At 71.2% G+C, this 20,329-nt stretch carries 26 protein-coding genes; 16 read left to right on the forward strand and 10 right to left on the reverse strand.

All coding sequences use genetic code 11. The features are described 5' to 3' along the window. Window positions 1-84 precede the first annotated feature (84 nt). The 9 genes from ACIQI7_RS27705 to ACIQI7_RS27745 all read left to right on the forward strand — a co-directional run bounded on the left by ACIQI7_RS27705 (window position 85) and on the right by ACIQI7_RS27745 (window position 9,494). Window positions 85-1,407: a glycosyltransferase family 2 protein gene (locus tag ACIQI7_RS27705; protein ID WP_401114724.1), complete on the forward strand. Its 1,323-nt coding sequence runs from the start codon at window positions 85-87 to the stop codon at window positions 1,405-1,407. Beyond that, on the forward strand, window positions 1,404-2,705 hold the full coding sequence (locus ACIQI7_RS27710) for a nucleotide sugar dehydrogenase (RefSeq protein ID WP_401114727.1): 1,302 nt from the start codon (window positions 1,404-1,406) through the stop codon (window positions 2,703-2,705). Before ACIQI7_RS27705 ends, ACIQI7_RS27710 begins: the two co-directional genes overlap by 4 nt. A 115-nt stretch (window positions 2,706-2,820) precedes the next feature. Further along, window positions 2,821-4,116, forward strand: coding sequence for a DUF445 domain-containing protein (locus ACIQI7_RS27715; protein ID WP_401114730.1), 1,296 nt, complete (start codon window positions 2,821-2,823; stop codon window positions 4,114-4,116). 141 nt (window positions 4,117-4,257) lie between these two features. Beyond that, the gene (locus tag ACIQI7_RS27720) at window positions 4,258-5,325 is read left to right on the forward strand and encodes an adenosine deaminase (RefSeq protein WP_401114733.1); all 1,068 of its coding nucleotides are present in this window, start codon (window positions 4,258-4,260) and stop codon (window positions 5,323-5,325) included. Between the two features lie 184 nt (window positions 5,326-5,509). Continuing rightward, window positions 5,510-6,091: a toxin-antitoxin system HicB family antitoxin gene (locus tag ACIQI7_RS27725; RefSeq protein WP_401114736.1), complete on the forward strand. Its 582-nt coding sequence runs from the start codon at window positions 5,510-5,512 to the stop codon at window positions 6,089-6,091. Window positions 6,092-6,196: 105 nt separating this feature from the next. Next, window positions 6,197-7,036 carry a DUF4097 family beta strand repeat-containing protein gene (locus ACIQI7_RS27730; RefSeq protein ID WP_401114739.1) on the forward strand — a complete coding sequence of 280 codons (840 nt, stop codon included), beginning with the start codon at window positions 6,197-6,199 and terminating at the stop codon, window positions 7,034-7,036. Next, the gene (locus ACIQI7_RS27735) at window positions 7,036-8,007 is read left to right on the forward strand and encodes an ATP-binding cassette domain-containing protein (protein WP_401114742.1); all 972 of its coding nucleotides are present in this window, start codon (window positions 7,036-7,038) and stop codon (window positions 8,005-8,007) included. Before ACIQI7_RS27730 ends, ACIQI7_RS27735 begins: the two co-directional genes overlap by 1 nt. Next, window positions 8,004-8,783 (forward strand): ABC transporter permease, encoded by a 780-nt coding sequence (locus ACIQI7_RS27740; RefSeq protein ID WP_401114745.1) that lies wholly within the window; start codon window positions 8,004-8,006, stop codon window positions 8,781-8,783. Before ACIQI7_RS27735 ends, ACIQI7_RS27740 begins: the two co-directional genes overlap by 4 nt. A gap of 111 nt (window positions 8,784-8,894) precedes the next feature. Further along, on the forward strand, window positions 8,895-9,494 hold the full coding sequence (locus ACIQI7_RS27745; RefSeq protein WP_401114748.1) for a hypothetical protein: 600 nt from the start codon (window positions 8,895-8,897) through the stop codon (window positions 9,492-9,494). A gap of 246 nt (window positions 9,495-9,740) precedes the next feature. On the opposite strand, the gene ACIQI7_RS27750 is transcribed toward ACIQI7_RS27745, so the two are convergent. After that, window positions 9,741-10,133 carry a hypothetical protein gene (locus tag ACIQI7_RS27750; protein ID WP_401114750.1) on the reverse strand — a complete coding sequence of 131 codons (393 nt, stop codon included), beginning with the start codon at window positions 10,131-10,133 and terminating at the stop codon, window positions 9,741-9,743. Between the two features lie 193 nt (window positions 10,134-10,326). Here ACIQI7_RS27750 and ACIQI7_RS27755 point away from each other — a divergent pair, with 193 nt between their 5' ends. Then, window positions 10,327-10,626, forward strand: coding sequence for a hypothetical protein (locus tag ACIQI7_RS27755; protein WP_401114752.1), 300 nt, complete (start codon window positions 10,327-10,329; stop codon window positions 10,624-10,626). 54 nt (window positions 10,627-10,680) lie between these two features. Here the strand turns inward: ACIQI7_RS27755 and ACIQI7_RS27760 are convergent, their stop codons facing one another. Then, window positions 10,681-11,124, reverse strand: a complete 444-nt coding sequence (locus tag ACIQI7_RS27760) for a nuclear transport factor 2 family protein (RefSeq protein WP_401114755.1) — start codon at window positions 11,122-11,124, stop codon at window positions 10,681-10,683. Window positions 11,125-11,224: 100 nt separating this feature from the next. On the opposite strand from ACIQI7_RS27760, the gene ACIQI7_RS27765 reads away from it, so the two are divergent. The 3 genes from ACIQI7_RS27765 (at window position 11,225) to ACIQI7_RS27775 (ending at window position 13,159) form a co-directional block, all read left to right on the forward strand. After that, window positions 11,225-11,836, forward strand: a complete 612-nt coding sequence (locus ACIQI7_RS27765) for a TetR/AcrR family transcriptional regulator (protein ID WP_401114759.1) — start codon at window positions 11,225-11,227, stop codon at window positions 11,834-11,836. A 31-nt stretch (window positions 11,837-11,867) separates the two neighbouring features. Further along, window positions 11,868-12,275, forward strand: coding sequence for a hypothetical protein (locus ACIQI7_RS27770; protein ID WP_401114762.1), 408 nt, complete (start codon window positions 11,868-11,870; stop codon window positions 12,273-12,275). Window positions 12,276-12,706: 431 nt separating this feature from the next. Beyond that, window positions 12,707-13,159, forward strand: a complete 453-nt coding sequence (locus ACIQI7_RS27775; protein ID WP_401114765.1) for an iron chaperone — start codon at window positions 12,707-12,709, stop codon at window positions 13,157-13,159. A 359-nt stretch (window positions 13,160-13,518) separates the two neighbouring features. Here the strand turns inward: ACIQI7_RS27775 and ACIQI7_RS27780 are convergent, their stop codons facing one another. The 4 genes from ACIQI7_RS27780 to ACIQI7_RS27795 all read right to left on the reverse strand — a co-directional run bounded on the left by ACIQI7_RS27780 (window position 13,519) and on the right by ACIQI7_RS27795 (window position 15,923). Next, on the reverse strand, window positions 13,519-14,001 hold the full coding sequence (locus ACIQI7_RS27780) for a GNAT family N-acetyltransferase (RefSeq protein WP_401114767.1): 483 nt from the start codon (window positions 13,999-14,001) through the stop codon (window positions 13,519-13,521). A gap of 217 nt (window positions 14,002-14,218) precedes the next feature. Next, a complete protein-coding gene (locus tag ACIQI7_RS27785) occupies window positions 14,219-14,404 on the reverse strand; it encodes a DUF397 domain-containing protein (RefSeq protein ID WP_401114770.1) in 186 nt (61 codons plus the stop codon). Between the two features lie 476 nt (window positions 14,405-14,880). After that, entirely contained in the window at window positions 14,881-15,066 is a 186-nt protein-coding gene (locus tag ACIQI7_RS27790; RefSeq protein WP_401114773.1) for a DUF397 domain-containing protein, read from the reverse strand. Between the two features lie 11 nt (window positions 15,067-15,077). Further along, window positions 15,078-15,923, reverse strand: a complete 846-nt coding sequence (locus ACIQI7_RS27795; RefSeq protein ID WP_401114775.1) for a helix-turn-helix domain-containing protein — start codon at window positions 15,921-15,923, stop codon at window positions 15,078-15,080. A 228-nt stretch (window positions 15,924-16,151) separates the two neighbouring features. Between ACIQI7_RS27795 and ACIQI7_RS27800 the strand changes: the two genes are divergently transcribed. The 3 genes from ACIQI7_RS27800 (at window position 16,152) to ACIQI7_RS27810 (ending at window position 17,616) form a co-directional block, all read left to right on the forward strand. Then, complete coding sequence (locus tag ACIQI7_RS27800) at window positions 16,152-16,514, forward strand: ATP-binding protein (RefSeq protein ID WP_401114777.1); 363 nt, start codon at window positions 16,152-16,154, stop codon at window positions 16,512-16,514. Continuing rightward, a complete protein-coding gene (locus ACIQI7_RS27805) occupies window positions 16,511-16,783 on the forward strand; it encodes a hypothetical protein (RefSeq protein ID WP_401114780.1) in 273 nt (90 codons plus the stop codon). Before ACIQI7_RS27800 ends, ACIQI7_RS27805 begins: the two co-directional genes overlap by 4 nt. A gap of 62 nt (window positions 16,784-16,845) precedes the next feature. Next, on the forward strand, window positions 16,846-17,616 hold the full coding sequence (locus ACIQI7_RS27810) for a hypothetical protein (RefSeq protein WP_401114782.1): 771 nt from the start codon (window positions 16,846-16,848) through the stop codon (window positions 17,614-17,616). 4 nt (window positions 17,617-17,620) lie between these two features. On the opposite strand, the gene ACIQI7_RS27815 is transcribed toward ACIQI7_RS27810, so the two are convergent. From ACIQI7_RS27815 to ACIQI7_RS27830, 4 genes are all read right to left on the reverse strand, one after another. Continuing rightward, window positions 17,621-17,782: a zinc-binding dehydrogenase gene (locus ACIQI7_RS27815; protein ID WP_401114785.1), complete on the reverse strand. Its 162-nt coding sequence runs from the start codon at window positions 17,780-17,782 to the stop codon at window positions 17,621-17,623. Next, entirely contained in the window at window positions 17,749-18,630 is an 882-nt protein-coding gene (locus ACIQI7_RS27820) for a quinone oxidoreductase family protein (protein ID WP_401114787.1), read from the reverse strand. The genes ACIQI7_RS27815 and ACIQI7_RS27820 overlap by 34 nt, the downstream gene beginning before the upstream one ends. Before the next feature lie 187 nt (window positions 18,631-18,817). Next, a complete protein-coding gene (locus tag ACIQI7_RS27825; RefSeq protein WP_401114790.1) occupies window positions 18,818-19,945 on the reverse strand; it encodes a tryptophan dimethylallyltransferase family protein in 1,128 nt (375 codons plus the stop codon). Beyond that, window positions 19,942-20,223 (reverse strand): hypothetical protein, encoded by a 282-nt coding sequence (locus ACIQI7_RS27830; protein ID WP_401114793.1) that lies wholly within the window; start codon window positions 20,221-20,223, stop codon window positions 19,942-19,944. Before ACIQI7_RS27830 ends, ACIQI7_RS27825 begins: the two co-directional genes overlap by 4 nt. Between the last annotated feature and the right edge of the window lie 106 nt (window positions 20,224-20,329).

The raw sequence follows: 20,329 nt of genomic DNA on the forward strand, positions 1-20,329 counted from the left end.
CGGATGATCATCGTGACCCCGGACCCCCGGCACGAGTTGACCCGGCAACACTCGCCGATGCCGGAACCGGAGGCCCTCCGTCCGATGGCCGTTCCCGACGTGACCGCGGTGGTCGCGGTCCACGACACCGCGCCCTACCTCACCGCCTGCCTGGACTCACTGGTCGGGCAGTCCCTGGCGCCGGGGCGGCTGGAGGTGGTGGCCGTGGACGACGGCTCCACGGACGGCGGCGGGGAACTGCTGGACGGGTACGCCGCCCGCCACCCCGGGTTGTTCACGGTGGTGCGCCGGCCCCGCTCGGGCGGCCCGGCGGGGCCCGCCAACCGCGGCCTGGAGCTTGCCCGCGGCCGCTACGTGCTGTTCCTCGATGCCGGCGACCGGCTCGGCGAGGAGGCGCTGGAGCGGCTGGTCGCGGCCGCCGACGCCTGGGGCTCGGACGTGGTGGTGCCCAAGCAGGCCGGGGTGGACGGGCGGCCGGTGCCGCCGGGGGCCTTCCACACCGACGCCGCGTCCGTGGGCTTCGCCGACTCCGCGCTGGCCTGGGCGCTGGGCGGCACCAAGCTGTTCCGGCGCGACCTCCTGCGGCACCACGGGCTGCGCCGGGACGAGCGGTTGAAGGCCTTCTCGGAGCAGCTGTTCACCCTGGAGGCCTGCCTGCGGGCGGCCCGGGTGTCCGTCCTCGCCTCCTACGACTGCTGCTTCCCGGGGCCGCACGGGGCCGGGGGCGACGCCACCGGGCGGGCCGGGGTGCTGGACCGGCTGCGCGGGATCGCCGCGCTCCAGCAGGTGGGCGCCGACCTGGCCGGCCCGGGCGCGGAGTTGGACGCCATCCGGGTGCGCGGCTTCGGCCGGGACGTGCCGCGGCTGCTGCAGGACGGCTTCCTGCTGCTGGCCGCGGACGTCCAGGAGCGGGTGTGCGTCGAGGTCACCCGGCTGGTCGAGCGGTTCGGCGCCCGCGAGGTGTACCACCGGCTGCCGGTCGCCGAGCGGGTGCGGCTCGAACTCGCCTGCACCGTACGGCCCCAGGCGCTGCGCAGCCAGATCCGCTTCGAGGCGGCGCACGGCGATCCGCCGGTGGTGGCGGACGGGCGGCGGCGGTACGCGGGCTACCCGGCGTTCCGGGACGACCGGCTCTGCCTGCCGGACGAGCTGTTCCTGCTGCGGGAGGAAGCGGCCGAGGGGGCGGTCAGGGGGCCGGCCGAGAAGCCGGCCGAGAAGTCGGTCAACGGGTCGGTCAACGGGTCGGCCGAGGAGTGGCTCGGGGTGGCGGTCGGGGAGGCCGCCCCGCCGCTCGACCTCGCGCGCCAGCTGTGGCGCGGGCTCGTCCCGGCGCAGGTGCGGCGCGGGCTGCGGCGCCACCCGGCGTGGCGCCGGCTGGCCGACTCGGTGAACGGAGGACGGGGATGAGCCAGGACGTCTGCGTGGTCGGGCTGGGCCGGCTGGGCCTGCCGCTGGCGGTGCAGTTCGCGCTGAAGGGCCACCGGGTGACCGGCGCGGACATCGCGCCCGGCGTGGTGGACTGCGTCAACCGGGGCGTGCCGCCGTTCCCCCGGGAGGCGGGTTTGGACCAGGCGCTCAAGCGGGTCGTCGCCGAGGGCCGGCTGCGGGCCACCACCGACACCACGGCCGCGGCGGCCGGGGCCGAGGTCGTGGTGCTGGTCGTCCCGCTGGTCACCGCCGCCGACGGCACCCCGGACTTCGCCCCGCTCGACGCGGCCACCGACGCCGTCGCGGCCGGGCTGCGCCGGGGCGCCCTGGTCAGCTACGAGACCACCCTGCCGGTCGGCACCACCCGGGAGCGCTGGGCGCCCCGGCTGGCGGCCCGGTCGGGGCTCGCGGCCGGGACGGACTTCGCACTGGTGTTCAGTCCGGAACGGGTCCGCATCGGACGGGTCCTCGCCGACCTGCGGCGCTACCCCAAGCTGGTCGGCGGCCTGGACGCGTCCTCCACCCGGCGCGGCGGCGAGTTCTACCGGGCGGTGCTGGACTTCGACCCGCGCCCGGACCTGCCCCGGCCCAACGGCGTCTGGGAGCTGGCCTCGGTGGAGGCGGCCGAGTTCAGCAAGCTCGCGGAGACCACGTACCGGGACGTCAACATCGCGCTGGCCAACCAGTTCGCCCGGTACGCGGACGAGGTCGGGGTGGACTTCGCGGAGGTCGTCGACGCCTGCAACTCCCAGCCGTACAGCCACCTGCACCGGCCGGGCATCGCGGTCGGCGGGCACTGCATCCCGGTCTACCCGCGGCTGTACCTGTGGAACGACCCGGGCGCGACGGTGGTCCGGGCGGCGCGCGAGGCCAACCTGGCGGTGCCGGAGTACGCGGTGGGCATGCTCGCGGGGGCGGTGCCGGGCGGGATCGCCGGGCAGGGCGTGCTGGTGCTCGGCGCCTCGTACCGGGGCGGGGTCAAGGAGACGGCGTACTCCGGGGTGTTCCCGCTGGTCGAGGCGGTGCGCTCGGCGGGCGCGCGGCCGTACGTCAGCGATCCGCTGTACGAGGCGGAGGAGTTGGCGGCGCTCGGGCTGCCGCCGCACCTCGGGGAGCCGGTGGTGGCGGCGGTGCTGCAGGCGGACCACCCGGAGTACCGGGACCTGACGCCGGTGGACCTGCCGGGGGTGCGGGTGCTGCTGGACGGGCGGCGGTGCACGGACCCGAAGCGCTGGGCGGGCACGGACGTGCGGCGGATGGTGCTGGGCGGGGGGTGAACGCCCGTCCGGCGCGGGGCGTGAACCCCCGTCGGTCCGGCGTGCAACTCCTGGCCGGAGCGCGTGATCGCGAGGCGCGCCCCCGTCCGCGCCGGGCACCGGGCAGACTGGCGGGGTGAGTGACGATGCCTTCAGCGGGACCGGCCCCGGAGTCCGGTTCACCGCGGCCGACGAGGAGAAGAGACGCGGCGTCCGCCGGATGAAGACCATCGCGACCGGCCTGCTGGCCTTCGCGACCCTGGTCTTCGCCCTGGCCACCTGGGCCGGGGCGGCCGGCGCCGGACCCTGGGCGGGGTACGTGGCGGCCGCCGCCGAGGCGGGCATGGTCGGCGCGCTGGCCGACTGGTTCGCGGTGACCGCGCTGTTCCGTCGGCCGTTCGGCCTGCCGATCCCGCACACCGCGATCATCCCGACCAAGAAGGACGCCTTCGGCCGCTCGCTCGGCGACTTCGTCGGCGAGAACTTCCTCTCCGGGCACGTGGTGCGCGGCCGCCTGGCGGCGCTCGGCATCGGCCGCCGGCTGGGGGAGTGGCTGGCCGCGCCGGGCAGTGCCGAGCGGGTCACCAAGGAGGCCTCGGCGGCGCTGCGCGGCCTGCTCGCGGTGCTCCGCGACGACGACGTGCGGGCGGTGGTCGCCGAGGCGGTGACCAGGCGGGCCGCCGCCACCTCGGTGGCCGAGCCGATGGGCCGGATGCTCGGCAAGGTGGTCGCCGACGGCGGGCACCACGGGGTGGTGGACCTGGTCGCGGTCCGGGCGCACGGCTGGCTGACCGCCAACCACGAGGAGGTGGTCCAGAAGGTCACCCAGAAGACCCCGGGCTGGACGCCCCGGTTCATCGACCACCAGGTCGGCGAGCGGGTCTACAAGGAGCTGCTGCGCTTCGTCACCGACATCCGGGACGACCCCGACCACCCGGCCCGCGGCGCGGTCGACAAGTTCCTCGCGGACTTCGCGACCGAGCTGCAGACCGACCCGGAGACCATCGCCCGGGTCGAGCGGGCCAAGGGCGAGCTGCTGACCCGCCCCGAGGTGCAGGACCTGATCAACTCCACCTGGGCGGCCGTGCGCACCCTGGTGATGGGCGCCGCGGAGGACGAGGACAGCGAACTGCGCCGGCGCATCCGCGACGGGGTGCGCCGCTTCGGCGAGCGCCTGGCCACCGACCCGAAGCTCCAGGCCAAGGCGGACGGCTGGCTCCAGGACGCGGCCCAGTACCTGGTCGACACCTACCGCGCCGAGATCACCTCGCTGATCTCCGAGACGGTGGCGGGCTGGGACGCCGACGACGCCTCCCGCAAGATCGAGGCCAACGTCGGCCGCGACCTCCAGTTCATCCGGATCAACGGCACCGTGGTCGGCGCCCTGGCCGGGCTGCTGATCCACACCGTGGCGGTCGCGCTCGGGGGGTGATCGCCCGGTGGCGGTCGCGATCAGGGGTGATCACCGGTCGGCGGTTCCGGGCACGGCCTATCCTTGGCGGCACTGTCGTCGGTGCGCGTGACGCGTGACGTCGCGCGTGAAGAAACGTGAAGAAGGAAGAAGGGAACGACCGTGGTCCAGCCGGACGGAAGTCGGATCGGGAACCCCACAGAGCGGAGCATCGAGGCGTTCATCGCCGGGATGCCCAAGGCGGAGCTGCACGTCCACCACGTCGGCTCGGCCTCGCCGCGCGTCGTCGCCGAGCTGGCCGCGCGCCACGCCGGCAACTCCAAGGTGCCGACCGACCCGGCGGCGCTCGCCGAGTACTTCACCTTCACCGACTTCGCGCACTTCGTCGAGGTCTACCTGAGCGTCGTGGACCTGGTCCGGGACGCCGAGGACGTCCGCGCGCTCACCTACGGCGTGGCCGAGGACATGGCCCGGCAGAACATCCGGTACGCCGAGCTGACCATCACCCCGTACTCCTCGGTCCGCCGGGGCATCCCCGAGGTCGCCTTCATGGAGGCGATCGAGGACGCCCGGCTGCGCGCCGAGAAGGAACTCGGCGTGGTGCTGCGCTGGTGCTTCGACATCCCGGGCGAGGCGGGGCTGGAGTCGGCCGAGGTGACCGCCCGGCTGGCCACCGAGCGGGCCCCCGAGGGCCTGGTCAGCTTCGGCCTGGGCGGCCCGGAGATCGGCGTGCCGCGCCCCCAGTTCAAGCCGTACTTCGACCGGGCCCGGGCGGCCGGCCTGCGCAGCGTCCCGCACGCGGGCGAGACCACCGGGCCGGAGACGGTCTGGGACGCGATCCGGGTGCTCGGCGCCGAGCGGATCGGGCACGGCACCCAGGCGGTGAAGGACCCCGCGCTGATCGACCACCTGGGCGAGCACCGGATCCCGCTGGAGGTCTGCCCGACCTCCAACATCGCCACCCGGGCCGTGGAGCGGATCGAGGACCACCCGATCAAGCGGATGGTGGACGCCGGGCTGCTGGTGACGGTCAACAGCGACGACCCGCCGATGTTCGGCACCGACCTCAACACCGAGTACGCGGTGGCGGCGCGGCTGCTGGACCTGGACGAGGCCGGGGTGGCGGGGCTGGCCCGCAACGCCGTCGAGGCCTCCTTCCTGGACCGGGCGGGCAAGACCCGGCTGACCGGGGAGATCGACGCCTACCTGGCGGGCTGGCAGCAGCCGTAGCCTCCGCTCCCCGCGTTGCGCCGCGTGGCGCCGCGTTCCCCCCGTTTCCCCTGGTGAACCGCCCCGTCGACCCCGGTCGGCGGGGCGGTTCCGTTGTCGGCGCCAGGGCCGTTTCGGGGGATGGCGCCAAAGTGGTGCCACTAATGACTCGACATGGCGCCAAGGCTGTGCCAAGCTATCGGACATGGACCTCACGCCGTACGTGGAAAACCTCCGGAACGAGCTCGCGGTGGCCGCCGCCACCGGCGGGGACGAAGCCCGCGCGCTGGCCGAGCGGCTGACGCTCCCGCTGGAGTCGGCCGTGCGGCTCACCCTGCTCAACGCGCTCTCGGCCGCCATGGGCGAAGTCACCCGTGACCTCGCCCCCGGCTCGGTGGACGTGCGGCTGCGCGGCCTCGACCCGGAGTTCGTGGTGACGGCGCCGCCCGGATCGGACGCCTTCCACGGCGATCTGCCGCCGGTGGTGCCGCCGGTGGCACCGGTGGTGCCACCCGTGGTGCCGGTGGTGCCGCCGGTGGCGCCCTCGGGGGCAGCGGAGCCGGACGAGACGGGCACCGCCCGGATCAACCTCCGCCTGCCCGCCCACCTCAAGGCCCGGGCGGAGGAGGCCGCCGCCGAGGCCGGCCTCTCGCTCAACGCCTGGCTGGTCCGGGCCCTGGCCGGTGTGCTGGAAGGCGGCGAGCCGGCCCGCCGTCCGGTGGCCGACCCGCCCGGCCGGGTCGCTCGCAGCGTCGGCGGCCAGGGCTTCACCGGCTGGGTCCACTAGTACCTCCGCAGTACCAGCAACGTCTGCACCACCTTCTGCACCTTCGACGTCACCCCCGCTCCCACCAGCGGGAACACCCACACGAGTCAAGAGGACGGGACAGCCATGCCTACGTACGAGATCGACGGTCCGATTTCCGCCATCCTCGAGTTCGACATCGGCTCGGTCTGGATCAAGGCGGGCAAGCGCACCGACGCCGTGGTCGAGGTCCGGCCGGCCAACCCGGCCAAGGAGGCGGACGTCAAGGCCGCCGAGCAGACCCAGGTCGACTTCTCCGGCGGCCGGCTCGGGATCAAGACCCCCAAGCAGCGCTCCGTGTTCACCAGCAAGAAGGGCGGGATCGAGATCCTGGTCGAGCTGCCGGCCGGCTCCGACGTCCACAGTGAGTCCCCGATGGCCGAGTTCGTCACCGAGGGGCCGCTCGGCGACTGCCGGCTGAAGACCTCGCTCGGCCGGATCCAGGTCGAGAGCGCCGAGAACGCCCGGCTGGACAGCGGCTTCGGGGACGTCCGGCTCGGGGCGACGACCGGGGACGCCGAGGTGTCCGGCGCCGGCCGGATCGAGATCGGCTCCGTCGGGGGCCGGCTGACGGTCAAGAACAGCATCGGCGACACCGAGATCGACGAGGTGCACGGCGAGTTGCACGCCAACGCCTCCAACGGCCGCATCCACATCGGCGTGGCCGAGGGGAACGTGGACGCCAAGTCGGCGCACGGCCACATCCGGGTCGGCCGGGTGGTCCGCGGCCAGGTCACCCTGCAGACCAGCCTGGGGGACGTGGAGGTCGGCATCGCGGAGGGCACCGCGGCCTGGCTGGACGTGCACAGCAAGGTCGGCGGCGTCCGCAACGACCTCGGGCCCACCCAGGGCCCGGGCGACGCGATGGAGACGGTCGAGGTCCGCGGCCGCACCCAGGTCGGCAACGTCGTCGTCCGGAGGGCCTGATGGCGGCCGTCTCGGCAATCCCGGCGAGGCCGGTGGTCCCGGCCGGCCCGGCGATCTCGGCCGTCGGGCTCACCAAGTCCTACGGGGACAAGGCGGTCCTGAAGGGCGTCGACCTGGAGATCCCGGCGGGCAGCGTGTTCGCGCTGCTCGGGCCCAACGGCGCGGGCAAGACCACCACCGTGGAGATCCTCTCCACCCTGATCCCCGCCGACGGCGGCTCGGCCCGGGTGGCCGGGCACGACGTGGAGCACGGGGCCGACGGGGTGCGCCGGGCGATCGGGGTGACGGGCCAGTTCTCGGCGGTGGACAACCTGCTCACCGCCGAGGAGAACCTCATGCTGATGGCCGACCTCAACCACCTCCGCCGTCGGGAGGGGCGGAGGCGGACGGAGGAACTGCTGCGGCGCTTCGACCTCACCGAGGCCTCCCGCAAGCCCGTCGCCACCTTCTCCGGCGGCATGCGGCGCAAGCTCGACCTGGCGATGACCCTGGTCGGGGACCCGAAGGTGATCTTCCTGGACGAGCCGACCACCGGGCTGGACCCGCGCAGCCGGCGCACCATGTGGGAGATCATCCGGGGACTGGTCGCCGACCACGGGGTGACGATCTTCCTCACCACCCAGTACCTGGACGAGGCCGACCAACTCGCCGACCGGATAGCCGTCCTGGACGGCGGCCGGATCGTCGCCGAGGGCACGGCCGAGGAGCTGAAGCGGCTCGCCCCCGGCGGGCGGATCCGGCTCCAGTTCGCGGACGCCGCCCGACTGACCGCCGCGGCCGCGCTGTTCGAGTACGCCAGGGCCGACGCCGAGGCGCTGCGGCTGGAGATCCCGGGGGACAACTCCGTCCTCACCGTGAAGGCCGTGCTGGACGCGCTCGACAACGCGTCCGTACCGGCCGAGTCGCTGGTCGTGGAGACGGCCGACCTGGACGACGTGTTCCTGCAGCTCACCGGGGAGGGTGCGCGATGAGTACGGCCACGGGAACGGCCGGCTACGTGCTCGGCGACTCGCTGACCATGCTGCGCCGCAACCTCAAACACGCGCTGCGGTACCCGTCCCTGACCTTCGCGGTCGTGGTGATGCCGGTCATGATGCTGCTGCTCTTCAACTACGCCTACGGCAGCACGCTGGGCGCCGGCATCGGCGGCGGCGACTACATCGACTACGTGACGCCCGGCATCGTGCTGATGGCGGCCACCTCCGGGTCGCTGGTCACCGCGATCGGCATCTGCACCGACATGACCGAGGGCATCGTCAACCGCTTCCGCACGATGGCCATATCGCGGTCCGCCTTCCTGGCGGGGCACGTGGTCGGCAGCGTCGTCCAGACCATGATCGGGCTGGTGCTGGTGATCGGCGCGGCCCTGGCGATGGGCTTCCGGCCGAACGCCGGGCCGGTGGAGTGGCTGGCCGCGACGGGCCTGCTGCTCTTCCTCACCGTCGCCCTGACCTGGATATCGGCCGGCATCGGCCTGGTGGCCAAGACGGTCGAGAGCGCCAGCAACATGCCGATGCCGCTGCAGTTCCTGCCCTTCATCGGCAGCGCCATCGTGCCGACCGACTCCATGCCGACGGCACTGCGCTGGTTCGCCGAGTACCAGCCCTTCACGCCCATGATCGAGACCCTGCGCGGGCTGCTGCTCGGCACCGGGATCGGCACCAGCGCCTGGAGCGCCCTGGCCTGGTGCACCGTGCTGACGCTGATCGGCTTCTTCTGGTCGAGGAGCGTCTTCTACCGGCGGTGACGGGGGTACGGCCGGTAGCCGGAGCGGCCCGGACGACGGAGCACCCGTCGTCCGGGCCGTCAGGTGTCCCCGTAGTAAAGTCCCGGCAAAGGACGACTCCGGGGGGAGCAAATGACAGGCACGCGCCGCAGGCAGGTCGTGTGGTGGCTCAGAGGCGCGGCGCTGGTGGCCTTCCTGGTGTACCTGCCGGGCTACTTCTCCTCCCGCCAGGGCGGGTTGGTCGAGGTCGAGCGCTGGCTGAACCACCCCGTGCTGCTGCTCGGGACGGCGGTCGCGCTGGCCATGGCCTCGGCGGTGGCCCAGTTCGAGTTCCGTACCCGGTGGGCGCAGATCGGCTGCGCGGCCGTCCTGTCACCGCTCCTCGTCGTCGGCGCGGCGGTCGGGGCCCTGGCGTACTTCTTCGGGGGCGACGGCCGACTGGTCGACCGCAAGCCCGACCCGGACCGCTCCGACCGCGTGCTGAGCATCACCGACATCGCCTTCTCGATCGACCCGGTCTACCGGGTGGAGCTGGTGTCCGGTACCGGCTGGTCGGCCCGCCACTGGAGCCTCGGTACGTGGGGCGATGAGGAGGGCTTCCTCCGGGCCGACTGGTCCGGTCCGGGCGAGATCACGGTGACGCTGGAGCACGAGACCAGGGTCTTCACCGTCGACAAGGGCGGGACGCTGGGCGAGCCTTCGGTGACGCCCAGGCCCCGGCGGTCCCTGTAGTAGGGTCCGCGCCGAAGGTCGGTCGAGCAACGCCGGGGGGGCGGGGGATGACAGCGGCACGCCGCAAACGGATCGCATGGGGGCTCAGAGGTCACGGTCTTCGATGTCCGCCCGGACGGGAGCCTGAGCGCTCCCCGGGAAGCACCCCGACCCCAAGCCCGTTCATGCATCGTTGAGGCTTCGTCGGGGCCGGCCCTCCTCGCGTTGCCGGGGGAGGGCCCGGCCGCCGGGCTCGGCGGTAAGGCGTCACCAGCGGTCGATGCCCATGGTGGCGGCCGCGCTGTGGACGGCGTTGTAGTGCGGGATCGACATGTCGGACTTCTTCTGGTCGGCCGGCAGGTTGCGGTCGGCGGCGCGGAACTCGTCGCGGGCCTCCGCGAGCAGGCTGGTGCCGTGGGAGACCGGGACGTCCTTGGTGCCGTGCGCCGGGTGGGACTTGGCGGCCGTCTTGCTGCCGGCGTTGATGAGGGTGCCGCGCGCCTGGTTGTAGTCGGCGACCTTGATCGTCTTCGGGTTGCGGACTTCCGCTTGGGCCTCGGCCGTCGACGGTGCCTGCTCGGCGGCCACGGCGGCGGGAGCGGCGGTGAGCGCACCCGTCACGAGGACGGTCGCGAGGGCGTTCCGAAGGGTCCTGTGCATGAGGGTGTCCTTCCGATGGGAAATCGTCGGGGATTCGCCCCCGTCCGTGAGCACCGGAACAGTCGGGATGCGAACGTCTCGGCCCTACCCGGGGCTCCGGTGCCGGAAAACCGGCTTCCGCTCGGGAAGTTCGCCGACGATGAGATCAGGCCTTTTCGCGATTTTTCTTCAATAGCACTGATGGAGTGACGAGATGGAGACCGATCAGCCCAGTCCCGGCGACATCGAGCGGTGGTTCGAGGCCGTCGCGGACGGCCGGGCGAGCCGGGACGAGGCCGACCGCTGGGCGGCGCGGTGGTTCCTCGACGACGACCTGCGGTGGGACGAGGTGTCCTGGTGGGCCCTGGATCTGCTGCACGGCATCGATCTGCGGGTCGGCCCCGGCGGCCCGTACCTGCACGACGAGGAGCAGGTGCGGGAGTGGCTCGCCGAGTTGAGGCGCCGTCGCGGCGTCCACGAGTCCGGCGGCGGCCCGACTCGGTTCGGCGGGTGAGGTGCCCGGCGGGGCGAGGGGGCGACGGGGCGGGGCTACGCCGTCGGGTGCGGGTCAGGCCTGCCGGTCCAGCGCGGCGAGCAGTTGGCCCGCGCGTCCGTCCGCCACGGCGAAGGCGAGGTGGTCGTGGTAGTCGCGGGTCTCGACGATCAGGCCGTCCCGGACGCGCAGGACCTGGATGTTGGGGGTGCGGAAGGTGCGGCCGGTGGCGGGGTGCAGGGCCTCGTAGTCGAACTCGGCGACCACCACCTCGGGGTCGTCGGTCCCGTGGACGTGGATGTTCTCCGCGCGCAGCCGGATGGCGTCGGCGGCCGCCAGGGCGGCGAAGCGCTGACGGAGTTCGTCCCGGCCCTGGATGCGGCGCGGGGGAGTGGGCGAGAAGACGATCTCCACCACGGCGTCCTCGGCGTAGAGGGCGGGGAGTTCACTCCACCTGCCCGCCGAGATGAGCTCCAACAGCCGTGCGTGGACCTCGCGGGGAGTGGCTGGTGCGGACATGGCCGACCTCCGGGATCACGCCGCCTACAATCGGATAGGCGACTCCGTTTCCGACGATACGGATACGCCACTCCGTTTGTCCAGGGATGGCGAGGTCCTCATGACGTCCGATCAGACTCCGTCCGGCGGCGGCGCGAGGCCCCTGCGGGCCGACGCGAGGCGCAACCGTGCGCGACTGCTGGAGGTCGCCGAGGCGGTCTTCACCGAGCGGGGCACCGGCGCGTCCACGGAGGAGATCGCCCGGGCGGCGAAGGTCGGCATCGCCACCGTGTTCCGGCACTTCCCGACGAAGGAAGCGCTGCTGGAGGCGGTGCTCGTCCGGCGGCTGGAACGCATGGCCGAGGAGGGCCGACGCCTGGCGGAGGAGGCCGGGCCGGGGGATGCCCTCTTCGCCTTCTTCGATCTGGTGCTGGACCAGTCTCCGGCCAAGAACGCCTTCGCCGCGGCCCTCGCGGACGCCGGAGTCGACATCCGGGCCGCCACCTTCGACGCCGGACGCGCGGTGCGCGAGGTCCTCACCGCACTCCTCGAAGGCGCTCAGCGGGCCGGAGCGGTGCGGCGGGACCTGGAGGTGCCGGAACTGACGGCGATCCTGGTCGGCACCTGCCGCATGCTGGAGCACCTGGACGGCCACCCGGAGGCCGCCGCGCGCGCCCGCGCGGTCGTCCGCGACGGCCTGAAGGCGGGGGCGTCCGCTCCGTTCGACTCGTGATCGATCCGCCCGCAACGCCCCGGAAGGCAAGATGACTCGCTCCTCCACCGCCGCCCTGCTGGGCGTCACGGCCCTGATGCTGCTCGAAACCGTTGCGATCGTTCTCTTCTTCTGCATCGCCGTGCCGCTGTTGGCGGGAGGTATCGCCTTCGAGGACGAGATGGCGCCCACGCCGCGCTTCCTGCCGTACGGCTCCCTGGCCACGGGAATCGTCATGGCCGGAGTCAACGGGTGGGCGGTCAGGGGGTTGTGGGCGATGCAGTACCCGGGTAGGGCGTCCCGGGGTTCCGCTGCCTTGATGGCGGCGGGATCCGTACACGTCGTGCTGCTTGGCTACGGCCTGCTGTCGGGGGAGCACCTGTTCACGCTCTTCGCGGCGGCGGTGCTGGCGCTGCTCGCCGTACTCGTGCGGCCCGCGTTCGCGAAGCCTCCGGTCTGAGGCGCGGAGGCCGGCTGCCGTGGGGCGAGGGTGTTCCAGTGCGAAATGCGGAAGAGTCCGGCACCCTGGTGGATGCCGGACTCTTCCGACTGTGGAGCGCCAGGCCCGGGTTGCACGGACTCTTCCTACTGAAAGTAGGACGTGCTCTGGTAGCACCGCTGACGCCTGACGGGAGATCATCTCCCGCGCGACATCAGGAATATTAGCAGCTCAGTGCCCATGCTCCGAATCGTGGGCCCGGGAGGGTCAGGCCGGGGAAATCGGGAGAGCTCGGCGGCGGTGATCCGTCTGGTCGGCGTGCGAGGTCGGCTTCGGCGTGGTGCTGGGCGGGTTGAGCAGCGCCCCGAGTGGGTGGCGGATCTCCTATAGTCCCTTCTCAAGATCCCGGACAACGGCATCCAGACGAACAACATCCGCAGGGGGGACGTGCGATGGGCAGCACCAAGAGCGACTCGTACGAGGGTTTCTCGGCCGACGAGCGCGCCGCGATGAAGGACCACGCCAAGGAGATGAAGGCGGCCGCGCGCCGCACCTCCGCGGCGGAGAAGGCCGCAGAGGCGGCACGGGAGGTCCTGGAGAAGATCGCCGAGATGCAGGACTCGGACCGGATCATGGCCGAGCGCGTCCACGCCGTCGTCACGGCGAACGCCCCGAGCCTCGCGCCGAAGCTCTGGTACGGGATGCCCGCCTACGCACTCGACGGCAAGGTCGTCTGCTTCTTCCAGAGCGCGGAGAAGTTCAAGTCGCGCTATGCCACGCTCGGTTTCAGCGACCAGGCGAAGCTGGACGAGGACACGATGTGGGCGAACGCGTTCGCCCTGATCGAGGTCACCCCCGAGGTGGAGGCGCGGATCGTCGCGCTGGTGAAGCGGGCCGTGGGTTGAGCCGCGACGCCGACTTTCCCGCCAGGCGCCGGATGTCGGTCACGTCGTAGCCCACCGGCTCGTCCGGCTGTACGTACGGGCACATGTCCGCCGTGTGGCCGGGCCGCCGGCCCCGGCAGTGCTTGCACTCGACCGCGGAGCCCGACGGAGCCCGGTCAGTCCGTCGAACTCCGGTGAGGCGCGCGGATGCCGGAATGCGGAAGGGTCCGACATCCTGGTGGATGCCGGACCCTTCCGACTGTGGAGCGCCAGGCCCGGGTTGCACGGACTCTTCCTACTGAAAGTAGGACGTGCTCTGGTAGCACCGCTGACGCCTGACGAGGGATCGTCTCCCTCGCGACATCAGGAATATTAGCAGCTCAGTGCCGGTGCGACGAATCGTGGCCGTGGAGCGCTCTCGTCATGAAGGTGCTGTTCGGGTCGGGCCGGTAGTCCGCGAAGGGTTCGCAGGGGACGAACCCGAACTTTTCGTACAGCTTCCTGGCCGGCAGGAAGAAGTCGGTCGAACCGGTCTCCAGGCTCAGCCTGGTGAAGCCCATGCGGGTGGCCTCGGCGATGATGTGCTCCAGCAGCAGGGAGGCGACGCCGCTCCGCTTGCGGAGGGGGCTCGTGCGCATCGACTTGAGTTCGGCGTGGTGGGCGTCCAGGCGCTTGATCGCGCCGCAGCCGACCAGGACGCTGCCGTCCCGCACCGACCAGAACGTGATCCCGGGCCGGCGGAGGGCGTCGAGGTCGAGGGCGTGGGTGCTCTCCGGCGGGGAGGTGGCCCGCATCTGCCGGACGTGGTCGGCGAGGAAGTCGGCGATCTCGGGACCGGAGAGGTCGTCCGTCGCGATCTGCACTGTTGCTCCTGTGTCGAGCCGTGAACGCGGAAGGGTCCGGCATCCTGGTGGATGCCGGACCCTTCCGACTGTGGAGCGCCAGGCCCGGGTTGCACGGACTCTTCCTACTGAAAGTAGGACGTGCTCTGGTAGCACCGCTGACGCCTGACGGGAGATCATCTCTCTCGCGACGTCAGAAACAGTAGCAGGTCAGCGCCCGTGTGCCGAATCGGTGGAGTCAGGCGTCGAACTCGCCGGCGCGGATGGCGGAGACGAGGTCGCGCCACTCGTCCGGCGTGAGTTGGGCGATGGCGTCGGGTCGAAGGCTGCTGCGGACGAAGACGGCGTCGCCGGCCACGGCCACTTCGGGGCAGTTGTTCGCGTTGGCGCACGACGAGGGCCGTGTCCAGGGGAGCTCATCCATGATCGATATCTCCTTCTTGAGCTTCGCGATCAGGTCGCGAGAACCTTCACCCGAGAGAGACTGATGAGTCATCCGCTCGATGATGCCACGGTCAGTGTTCAGAAGCTCTGTCGTGGGAAGGGAAATCGGCCCATCGACCGACTCGTATTGGACTGAATCGAGGTGAGGGATGGGCCCTTTCGCATAGATGATGGCCTGGCCGGACCCCATGAAGCCATCCGGCTCTAACGTGACCACCCGTAGCGACAGGTGAGGACGCGCTGGGGGCGGGGAACGCGGAAGGGTCCGGCATCCACCAGGATGCCGGACCCTTCCGACTGTGGAGCGCCAGGCCCGGGTTGCACGGACTCTTCCTACTGAAAGTAGGACGTGCTCTGGTAGCACCGCTGACGCCTGACCGGAGATCATCTCCCTCGCGACGTCAGGAGCAGTAGCAGCTCAGCGCCCGTATGCCGAATCGGGTGCGCGCTGGGGAGTCAGACGGCGAACTCGCCGGCGCGGATCGCGGAGGCGAGGTCGCGCCACTCGTCGGGGGTGAGTTGGGCGATGGCGTCGGGTTGCAAGCTGCTGCGGACATAGACAGCTTCGGAAGTGAAGGCCACCTCCGGACAGTTGTTTCCATCTCCGCACGCGGTAGGCCTTTGCCAGGCGAGTTTATCCATGACGATTCCTCTCAGAGGGTCTTCACTATGCGGAAGATGAGGTCACGCGACTCGGCAGGGCCGAGCGCGCGATCCCTCATCGCCGCAATGACGTCCTGATAGTTCTTGAGCTGGTTCACATCGGTCAGGAACGTGGGTGTACCGATGGAATCGAGCTGCACGGTGTCCAAGCGCGGAACCGGACCTCGCGCGTACATGACTGCCTGGCCAGCTCCCTTGAAGCCGCCGGCCCGGAACTCCACCACGCGCAATGTCACGTTGGGGAGTTCGGACAGCCTCAATAGGTGATCGAGTTGAGTGCGGGCCACGGCTGCTCCTCCGAACATCATCCGGAGTGCGGCTTCGTGAACGATGGCCTCGTATGGCATGGGATCGTTGCGAGTGAGGAGCTGCGCTCGGCGCATGCGGTTCTCCACTCGTGCCTCGATGTTCAGCGGCCGCAGCGGCGGATATACCTCGCGGAATATCTCCCTGGCCGTGTCTTCGGTCTGCATCAGGCCCGGCACATGGCAGATCTGATAGGTCGCCAGTCCGTGCGCATGATGTTCGACCTCTGAGATATCAAGCAGACCAGTGGAGACGAGTCCACGGTGGTCCTCCCACCAGCCCTTGGACTTGTCCCCCGCCATCGCCGCAAGCGCGTCGACGTAGGCGGCGTCGCCTTCCTCGTACTCGGATGCAAGGGCGATCACTCGCTCGGGGGTGATGGCGTACATCCCCTGTTCGATGAGTGTGATCTTCGTGCGATTCAGCCCGAGGACGGCTGCGGCCTCGGTGGTGGTCATGCCGGCCGCATCGCGCATCTTTCGTAGCTCGATACCGATCCGCTGCTTGCGTGCGCTCGGAGTTTGGGGCATGAGACCAAGCATCTACCGCAGCGGCGGTGAGAGTCCAGCCACTCTTTTTGAGGACATGTTCCCAACTCTATGGCACTTGTTCCACACCTTGCCCTACAGTCTGTGATGCACCGATCACCGAGCGGAGCGTCAGTAACGCTGCTCGGGCACCGAAGAACACCCATGTCCAGTGGGTTCGTTCACGGCGACGCATCCGCCGGTCTCACCCTTCCCCCTCCGGGAGACGCTGTGCGTGACCTCAACTCCCCCTCCCTCACCCTCTCCCGCGACGCCCTGCGCGACGGGATGACCAGTGCCGGTTGGCCGCCCTCCCTCATCGCGGACGCCGAACTCGCCATGGTCGAACTTATCGTCAATGCCTGGCGCCACGGTGAGACCGCCTCTCCGGTCATCCTGATCCACCACCGCGCCAACACCCTGCGCGTCGCGGTCTCCGACCGCAGTCCGCTGCCCCCGGAGGTGGGCCCCCTCGCCCTCCTCTCCGAGACCGGCCGGGGCCTCCAGCTCGTCGCCGGCCTCACCCACCGCTGGGGTGTCGACCCCCGACACCTCGGCAAGACCGTCTGGTTCGAGCTGGACGGCGTCGCGTGAGCGCCCACCACCCGATCCACCCCGCCGACCCGGCCCTGCTCCACCTCACCTCGCGCCAGGTCGCCGAGCTGATCGTCGAACTCCGGACCGAGGGCCGCGAGTTCGGCCTCCTCTGGCCGTCCGCGATCCCCGGTGACATCAACCTCCGGGGTCATCGCCTGGTCGACGTCGGCAACATCCCGGCCAGCACCCTGATCAACCTCCTCGCGCTCATCCGCGAGTTCAGGCGTAGCCGGGACGTGTGCCACTGCCGCTTCGAGGGTCCTTAGGGGTCCTCCGCCGCCCGGCCGATGGGAGACTCGCCTGGAACCTCGCTATCCAAGGAGCCCCTATGGCGACAGGCGCCACCGACCAGCCCGGTCCGGCAACGTCCATACCCGGCAGCAGAGTTCTCGATCTCCTGGACAAGGCCATCGAGCTCCAGACCCCGCTGGTGCGCAAGAACATCGCCCGCGCCCGGCAGCGGAACCCGGAGGCGACCCCGGAGCAGGTGATCCGCAACCTGGAACGCATGTACGTCAGCGCCCTGGCCGGGACGGGTGCCGCGGTCGGCGGAGTCGCCGCCGCTCCCGGTGTCGGCACGGGAGTGGCGCTGGCCCTGTCGGCGGGCGAGTTCCTCTCCTCCTTCGAGCTGAGCGCCCTCTTCGCGCTCTCGGTGGCCGAAGTCCACGGCGTCCCCATCGACGAGCTCGAACGCCGCCGGACGATCGTCATGGGCGTCATGCTCGGCGGGAGCGGCGCCGGCACCATCACGAAGGTGGCCGAGCGTACCGGGCAGCACTGGGGCCGCCAGGTCGTCGCCAAAGTGCCCATGGAGACGCTGCGTCGGATCAACAAGATCCTCGGGAGGCACTTCGTCACGAAGTACGGGACAAAGCAGGGCATCATCGTTCTCGGCCGGGTGGCGCCGTTCGGCATCGGCGCCGTGATCGGCGGCGGCGCCAACGCGGGCCTCGCCGCTCTGACGGTGCGGGCCTGCCGCCGCGCTTTCGGCCCGGCTCCGACCTCGTGGCCGGAGCCGGAGCGCGACGCCCCCTCAATGCCGCCGGAGTGGGCTACCGAGGAGGACGGGAAGTCCGACAGGGAGATCCCGGCGCCGTGATGGATCAGCTCTGCGTCTCCTCGTGGCGTCCCAGAGCGGCCGCATCGGGGACGAGGAGGAGCTTGCCGGTGGTACGCCGAGCCTCCAGATCGCTGTGGGCCTGGGCGGCCTCGGACAATGCGTAGCGGCCCGTTACGGTGACCTCGAGTGCCTTGGAGCGCACCACTCGAACACATCGGCGGCCCGTCGGAGCAGCTCGGACCGATCGGCGATGTAGTCCCCGAGGCTGGGCCGGATCAGGGTCAGCGAACCGCCGTGGGCGAGCCGCATCGGATCGAACGGCGGCACGGCACCACTTGCCGCGCCGAAGAGCACGAGATGGCCACGGGCGCGCAGGCTGGCGAGGCTCGCGTCGAAGGTGTGCGCGCCGACGCCGTCGAAGACCACCGGCAGTCCCTGACCGCCGTTGAGCCGCCTCACCTCGGCTGCGAGATCGTCGACCGCGGAGGAGATGATCACCTCGGCGGCTCCGGCACGCTTCGCCAGCCCGGCCTTCGCCGTGGTCGACGTCGTGCCGATCACCCTGCCGCCGAGATGGGTGATGAGCTGGGTCAGAAGAAGCCCCATGCCACCGGCAGCCGCGTGCACGAGCACCGTGTCGCCTTCCTGGACCGGGTAGGCGTCCTTGACGAGGTAGTGCGCGGTCATGCCTTGGAGGAGCACGGCGGCGGCTGTCTCGAAGCCGATGTCGTCGGGCAGCGGCACCAGCCGGGAGGAGTCCACGACGGCCCGCTCGGCATACGTGCCGGGAGTCTCCACCCAACCGACCCGGTCCCCCACTGCGACGTCCGCGACACCGGGACCGACTTCGACGACCGTGCCGGCGCCCTCAGCGCCCGGGGTGAAGGGCAGCGGGAGGCTGTACCGGCCCTCGCGGTGGTAGACGTCGAGGAAGTTGACCCCGGATGCGGCGACCTCCACGACCGCCTCGCCCGGACCGGGCCGCGGCTGGTCCACCTCGGCCTCCTGCAGCACCTCGGGACCGCCCACTTCGTACACCTGAATCGCTCGCATGACCCCTCCAATAACGGCTCAGCCCCCACCAACCCCGTTGACGGCGATCCGATTCCCGGTAAGGGGCGATACACCCAGGCCGGGGCAGGAGGCGATGATGTGCGCCATCCGTCAGGCAGTCGTGGTCACCGGCGCGGGCACGGGCCGGGGGACACGATGCCCGCTGTGGTCGTGCGCCGATGTCGAGTCAGTCCTCCGCCCGCGCATAGGTGTTGAAGCGCAGGTACAGCCCGATGTGTGCCGGAACACCCGGTGCGATGGTCCGGTAGCTGCACAGCTCCTGCACGCCGGTGTCCCCCTCCGGCAGCCCGGCCGTCAGGCGGCTCAGGACCTCGGCGTGCGGGCGCGGGTCGACTCCCTCGATCCGCATCAGCTCCGCGATGCGCTCGGCGGCCTCGGCGTCGCCGCGGGCGTTACCGGGCAGCCGCAGGTAGACGTTGGCCTCCTCGGGGCCGGTCGCACCCTCCCGGAACGCCAGGCAGGTCATCGGCTCGTTGTCCACGATCCCGCCGTCCCGCCCGTAGATCACGGCCCGTGCGCGGGCCGCCCGCGCCGGGTCGTGGCGGCGCGACAGTGCGGCCACCGTGTCCAACTCGTCCATCGGCATGGGGAGGTGGCGGAAGTAGACCTTCACCCGGGAGGCGCTTCCGCCGTCCAGGTCGAGGGCGAAGAACTCCACCTCGTGGCCGCGCCGGGCGAGTTCGTCGCAGCGCCGTCCCACCGGCTCCCAGGCCGCAGCCAGCCCCAGTCGGTGCATGGCCTCCGCCATCACCTCGTGGGTGCGGTCCAGGCCGTGCGCCTGCGGGTTGAGGTAGACCTTGTAGTGCGGACGCTCGCCGGGCTGCCAGGCCAGGGAGTGCCAGACGGTGGGCCGGTTGCGGTCGGGATCGGGCGTGACGAACAGGTCCTCGACGTCGAGGTACCGCGCGATGCTCGTTCCCGGCCGATCGGCGAGCCGGCGGGTCAACTGCCGGCCGGCTTCCTGGCATCCGAGCGGTGTGCGGTCGGCGCTCAGCGACTCGAACAGGATGCGGACCTCCGGCCGCCCCGCCTTCCAGCTGACGGAGAGCTCGGCGGGGAAGCCGTCGGAGGAGACGAACGAGGGCGGAGTGCACCGCGTCCCGATGGGCTGGGCGCCCCACGGGCTGAGCACGTCCCGCAGGTCCCGCAGCACGCGGGCGATCTCCGGCTCGCGCGTCCCCAGGCCCCGGCAGACGGCTGTCCACTGCTCTTCCAGGAACTGCCCGAAGCTCTTGTCCGGGGCCTGGAAGGGGGCCGGGGCGGGTGGGGCGTAGCGAAGCTGTGGGACGGTCACCGGCCCGACTGGTTGGGCTCGTTGAGCTGCGGAGCCACGTCCTGGTTGGGCTCGTTGAGCTGCGGAGCCACGTCCTGGTTCGGCTCGTTGCGCTGGCCGACGACCGACTGGTTGGGCTCGTTGAGCTGCGGAGCCACGTCCTGGTTGGGCTCATTGCGCTGCACCACGACCGACTGGTTGGGCTCGTTGAGCTGGCCGGCGACGGCGGCCGACGCGCCGCCGAGCAGGGCCGCACCCGTGGCGACTCCAATTGCCAGCGTTGCCAGTACCTTGCGCATCATTGCTCCTCCCCCTGATCGATGATCAGATTGATCATAGCCACAGGGCTGGTCCCAAAGGTATGAATCTTTCGAACGCATCTTTGGTTCGATCCGCCCTGCCCGT

Source organism: Kitasatospora sp. NPDC092039 (assembly GCF_044756065.1).
Taxonomy (GTDB): Bacteria; Actinomycetota; Actinomycetes; order Streptomycetales; family Streptomycetaceae; genus Kitasatospora.

Coding starts and splice junctions, on each gene's coding strand:
- ACIQI7_RS27705 (WP_401114724.1), top strand. CDS start 85: ATGGCCGTTCCCGACGTGACCGCGGTGGTCGCGGTCCACGACACCGCG.
- ACIQI7_RS27710 (WP_401114727.1), top strand. CDS start 1,404: ATGAGCCAGGACGTCTGCGTGGTCGGGCTGGGCCGGCTGGGCCTGCCG.
- ACIQI7_RS27725 (WP_401114736.1), top strand. CDS start 5,510: ATGGACCTCACGCCGTACGTGGAAAACCTCCGGAACGAGCTCGCGGTG.
- ACIQI7_RS27730 (WP_401114739.1), top strand. CDS start 6,197: ATGCCTACGTACGAGATCGACGGTCCGATTTCCGCCATCCTCGAGTTC.
- ACIQI7_RS27735 (WP_401114742.1), top strand. CDS start 7,036: ATGGCGGCCGTCTCGGCAATCCCGGCGAGGCCGGTGGTCCCGGCCGGC.
- ACIQI7_RS27740 (WP_401114745.1), top strand. CDS start 8,004: ATGAGTACGGCCACGGGAACGGCCGGCTACGTGCTCGGCGACTCGCTG.
- ACIQI7_RS27745 (WP_401114748.1), top strand. CDS start 8,895: ATGACAGGCACGCGCCGCAGGCAGGTCGTGTGGTGGCTCAGAGGCGCG.
- ACIQI7_RS27750 (WP_401114750.1), bottom strand. CDS start 10,133: ATGCACAGGACCCTTCGGAACGCCCTCGCGACCGTCCTCGTGACGGGT.
- ACIQI7_RS27755 (WP_401114752.1), top strand. CDS start 10,327: ATGGAGACCGATCAGCCCAGTCCCGGCGACATCGAGCGGTGGTTCGAG.
- ACIQI7_RS27760 (WP_401114755.1), bottom strand. CDS start 11,124: ATGTCCGCACCAGCCACTCCCCGCGAGGTCCACGCACGGCTGTTGGAG.
- ACIQI7_RS27765 (WP_401114759.1), top strand. CDS start 11,225: ATGACGTCCGATCAGACTCCGTCCGGCGGCGGCGCGAGGCCCCTGCGG.
- ACIQI7_RS27770 (WP_401114762.1), top strand. CDS start 11,868: ATGACTCGCTCCTCCACCGCCGCCCTGCTGGGCGTCACGGCCCTGATG.
- ACIQI7_RS27775 (WP_401114765.1), top strand. CDS start 12,707: ATGGGCAGCACCAAGAGCGACTCGTACGAGGGTTTCTCGGCCGACGAG.
- ACIQI7_RS27785 (WP_401114770.1), bottom strand. CDS start 14,404: ATGGATGAGCTCCCCTGGACACGGCCCTCGTCGTGCGCCAACGCGAAC.
- ACIQI7_RS27790 (WP_401114773.1), bottom strand. CDS start 15,066: ATGGATAAACTCGCCTGGCAAAGGCCTACCGCGTGCGGAGATGGAAAC.
- ACIQI7_RS27795 (WP_401114775.1), bottom strand. CDS start 15,923: ATGCCCCAAACTCCGAGCGCACGCAAGCAGCGGATCGGTATCGAGCTA.
- ACIQI7_RS27810 (WP_401114782.1), top strand. CDS start 16,846: ATGGCGACAGGCGCCACCGACCAGCCCGGTCCGGCAACGTCCATACCC.
- ACIQI7_RS27820 (WP_401114787.1), bottom strand. CDS start 18,630: ATGCGAGCGATTCAGGTGTACGAAGTGGGCGGTCCCGAGGTGCTGCAG.
- ACIQI7_RS27830 (WP_401114793.1), bottom strand. CDS start 20,223: ATGCGCAAGGTACTGGCAACGCTGGCAATTGGAGTCGCCACGGGTGCG.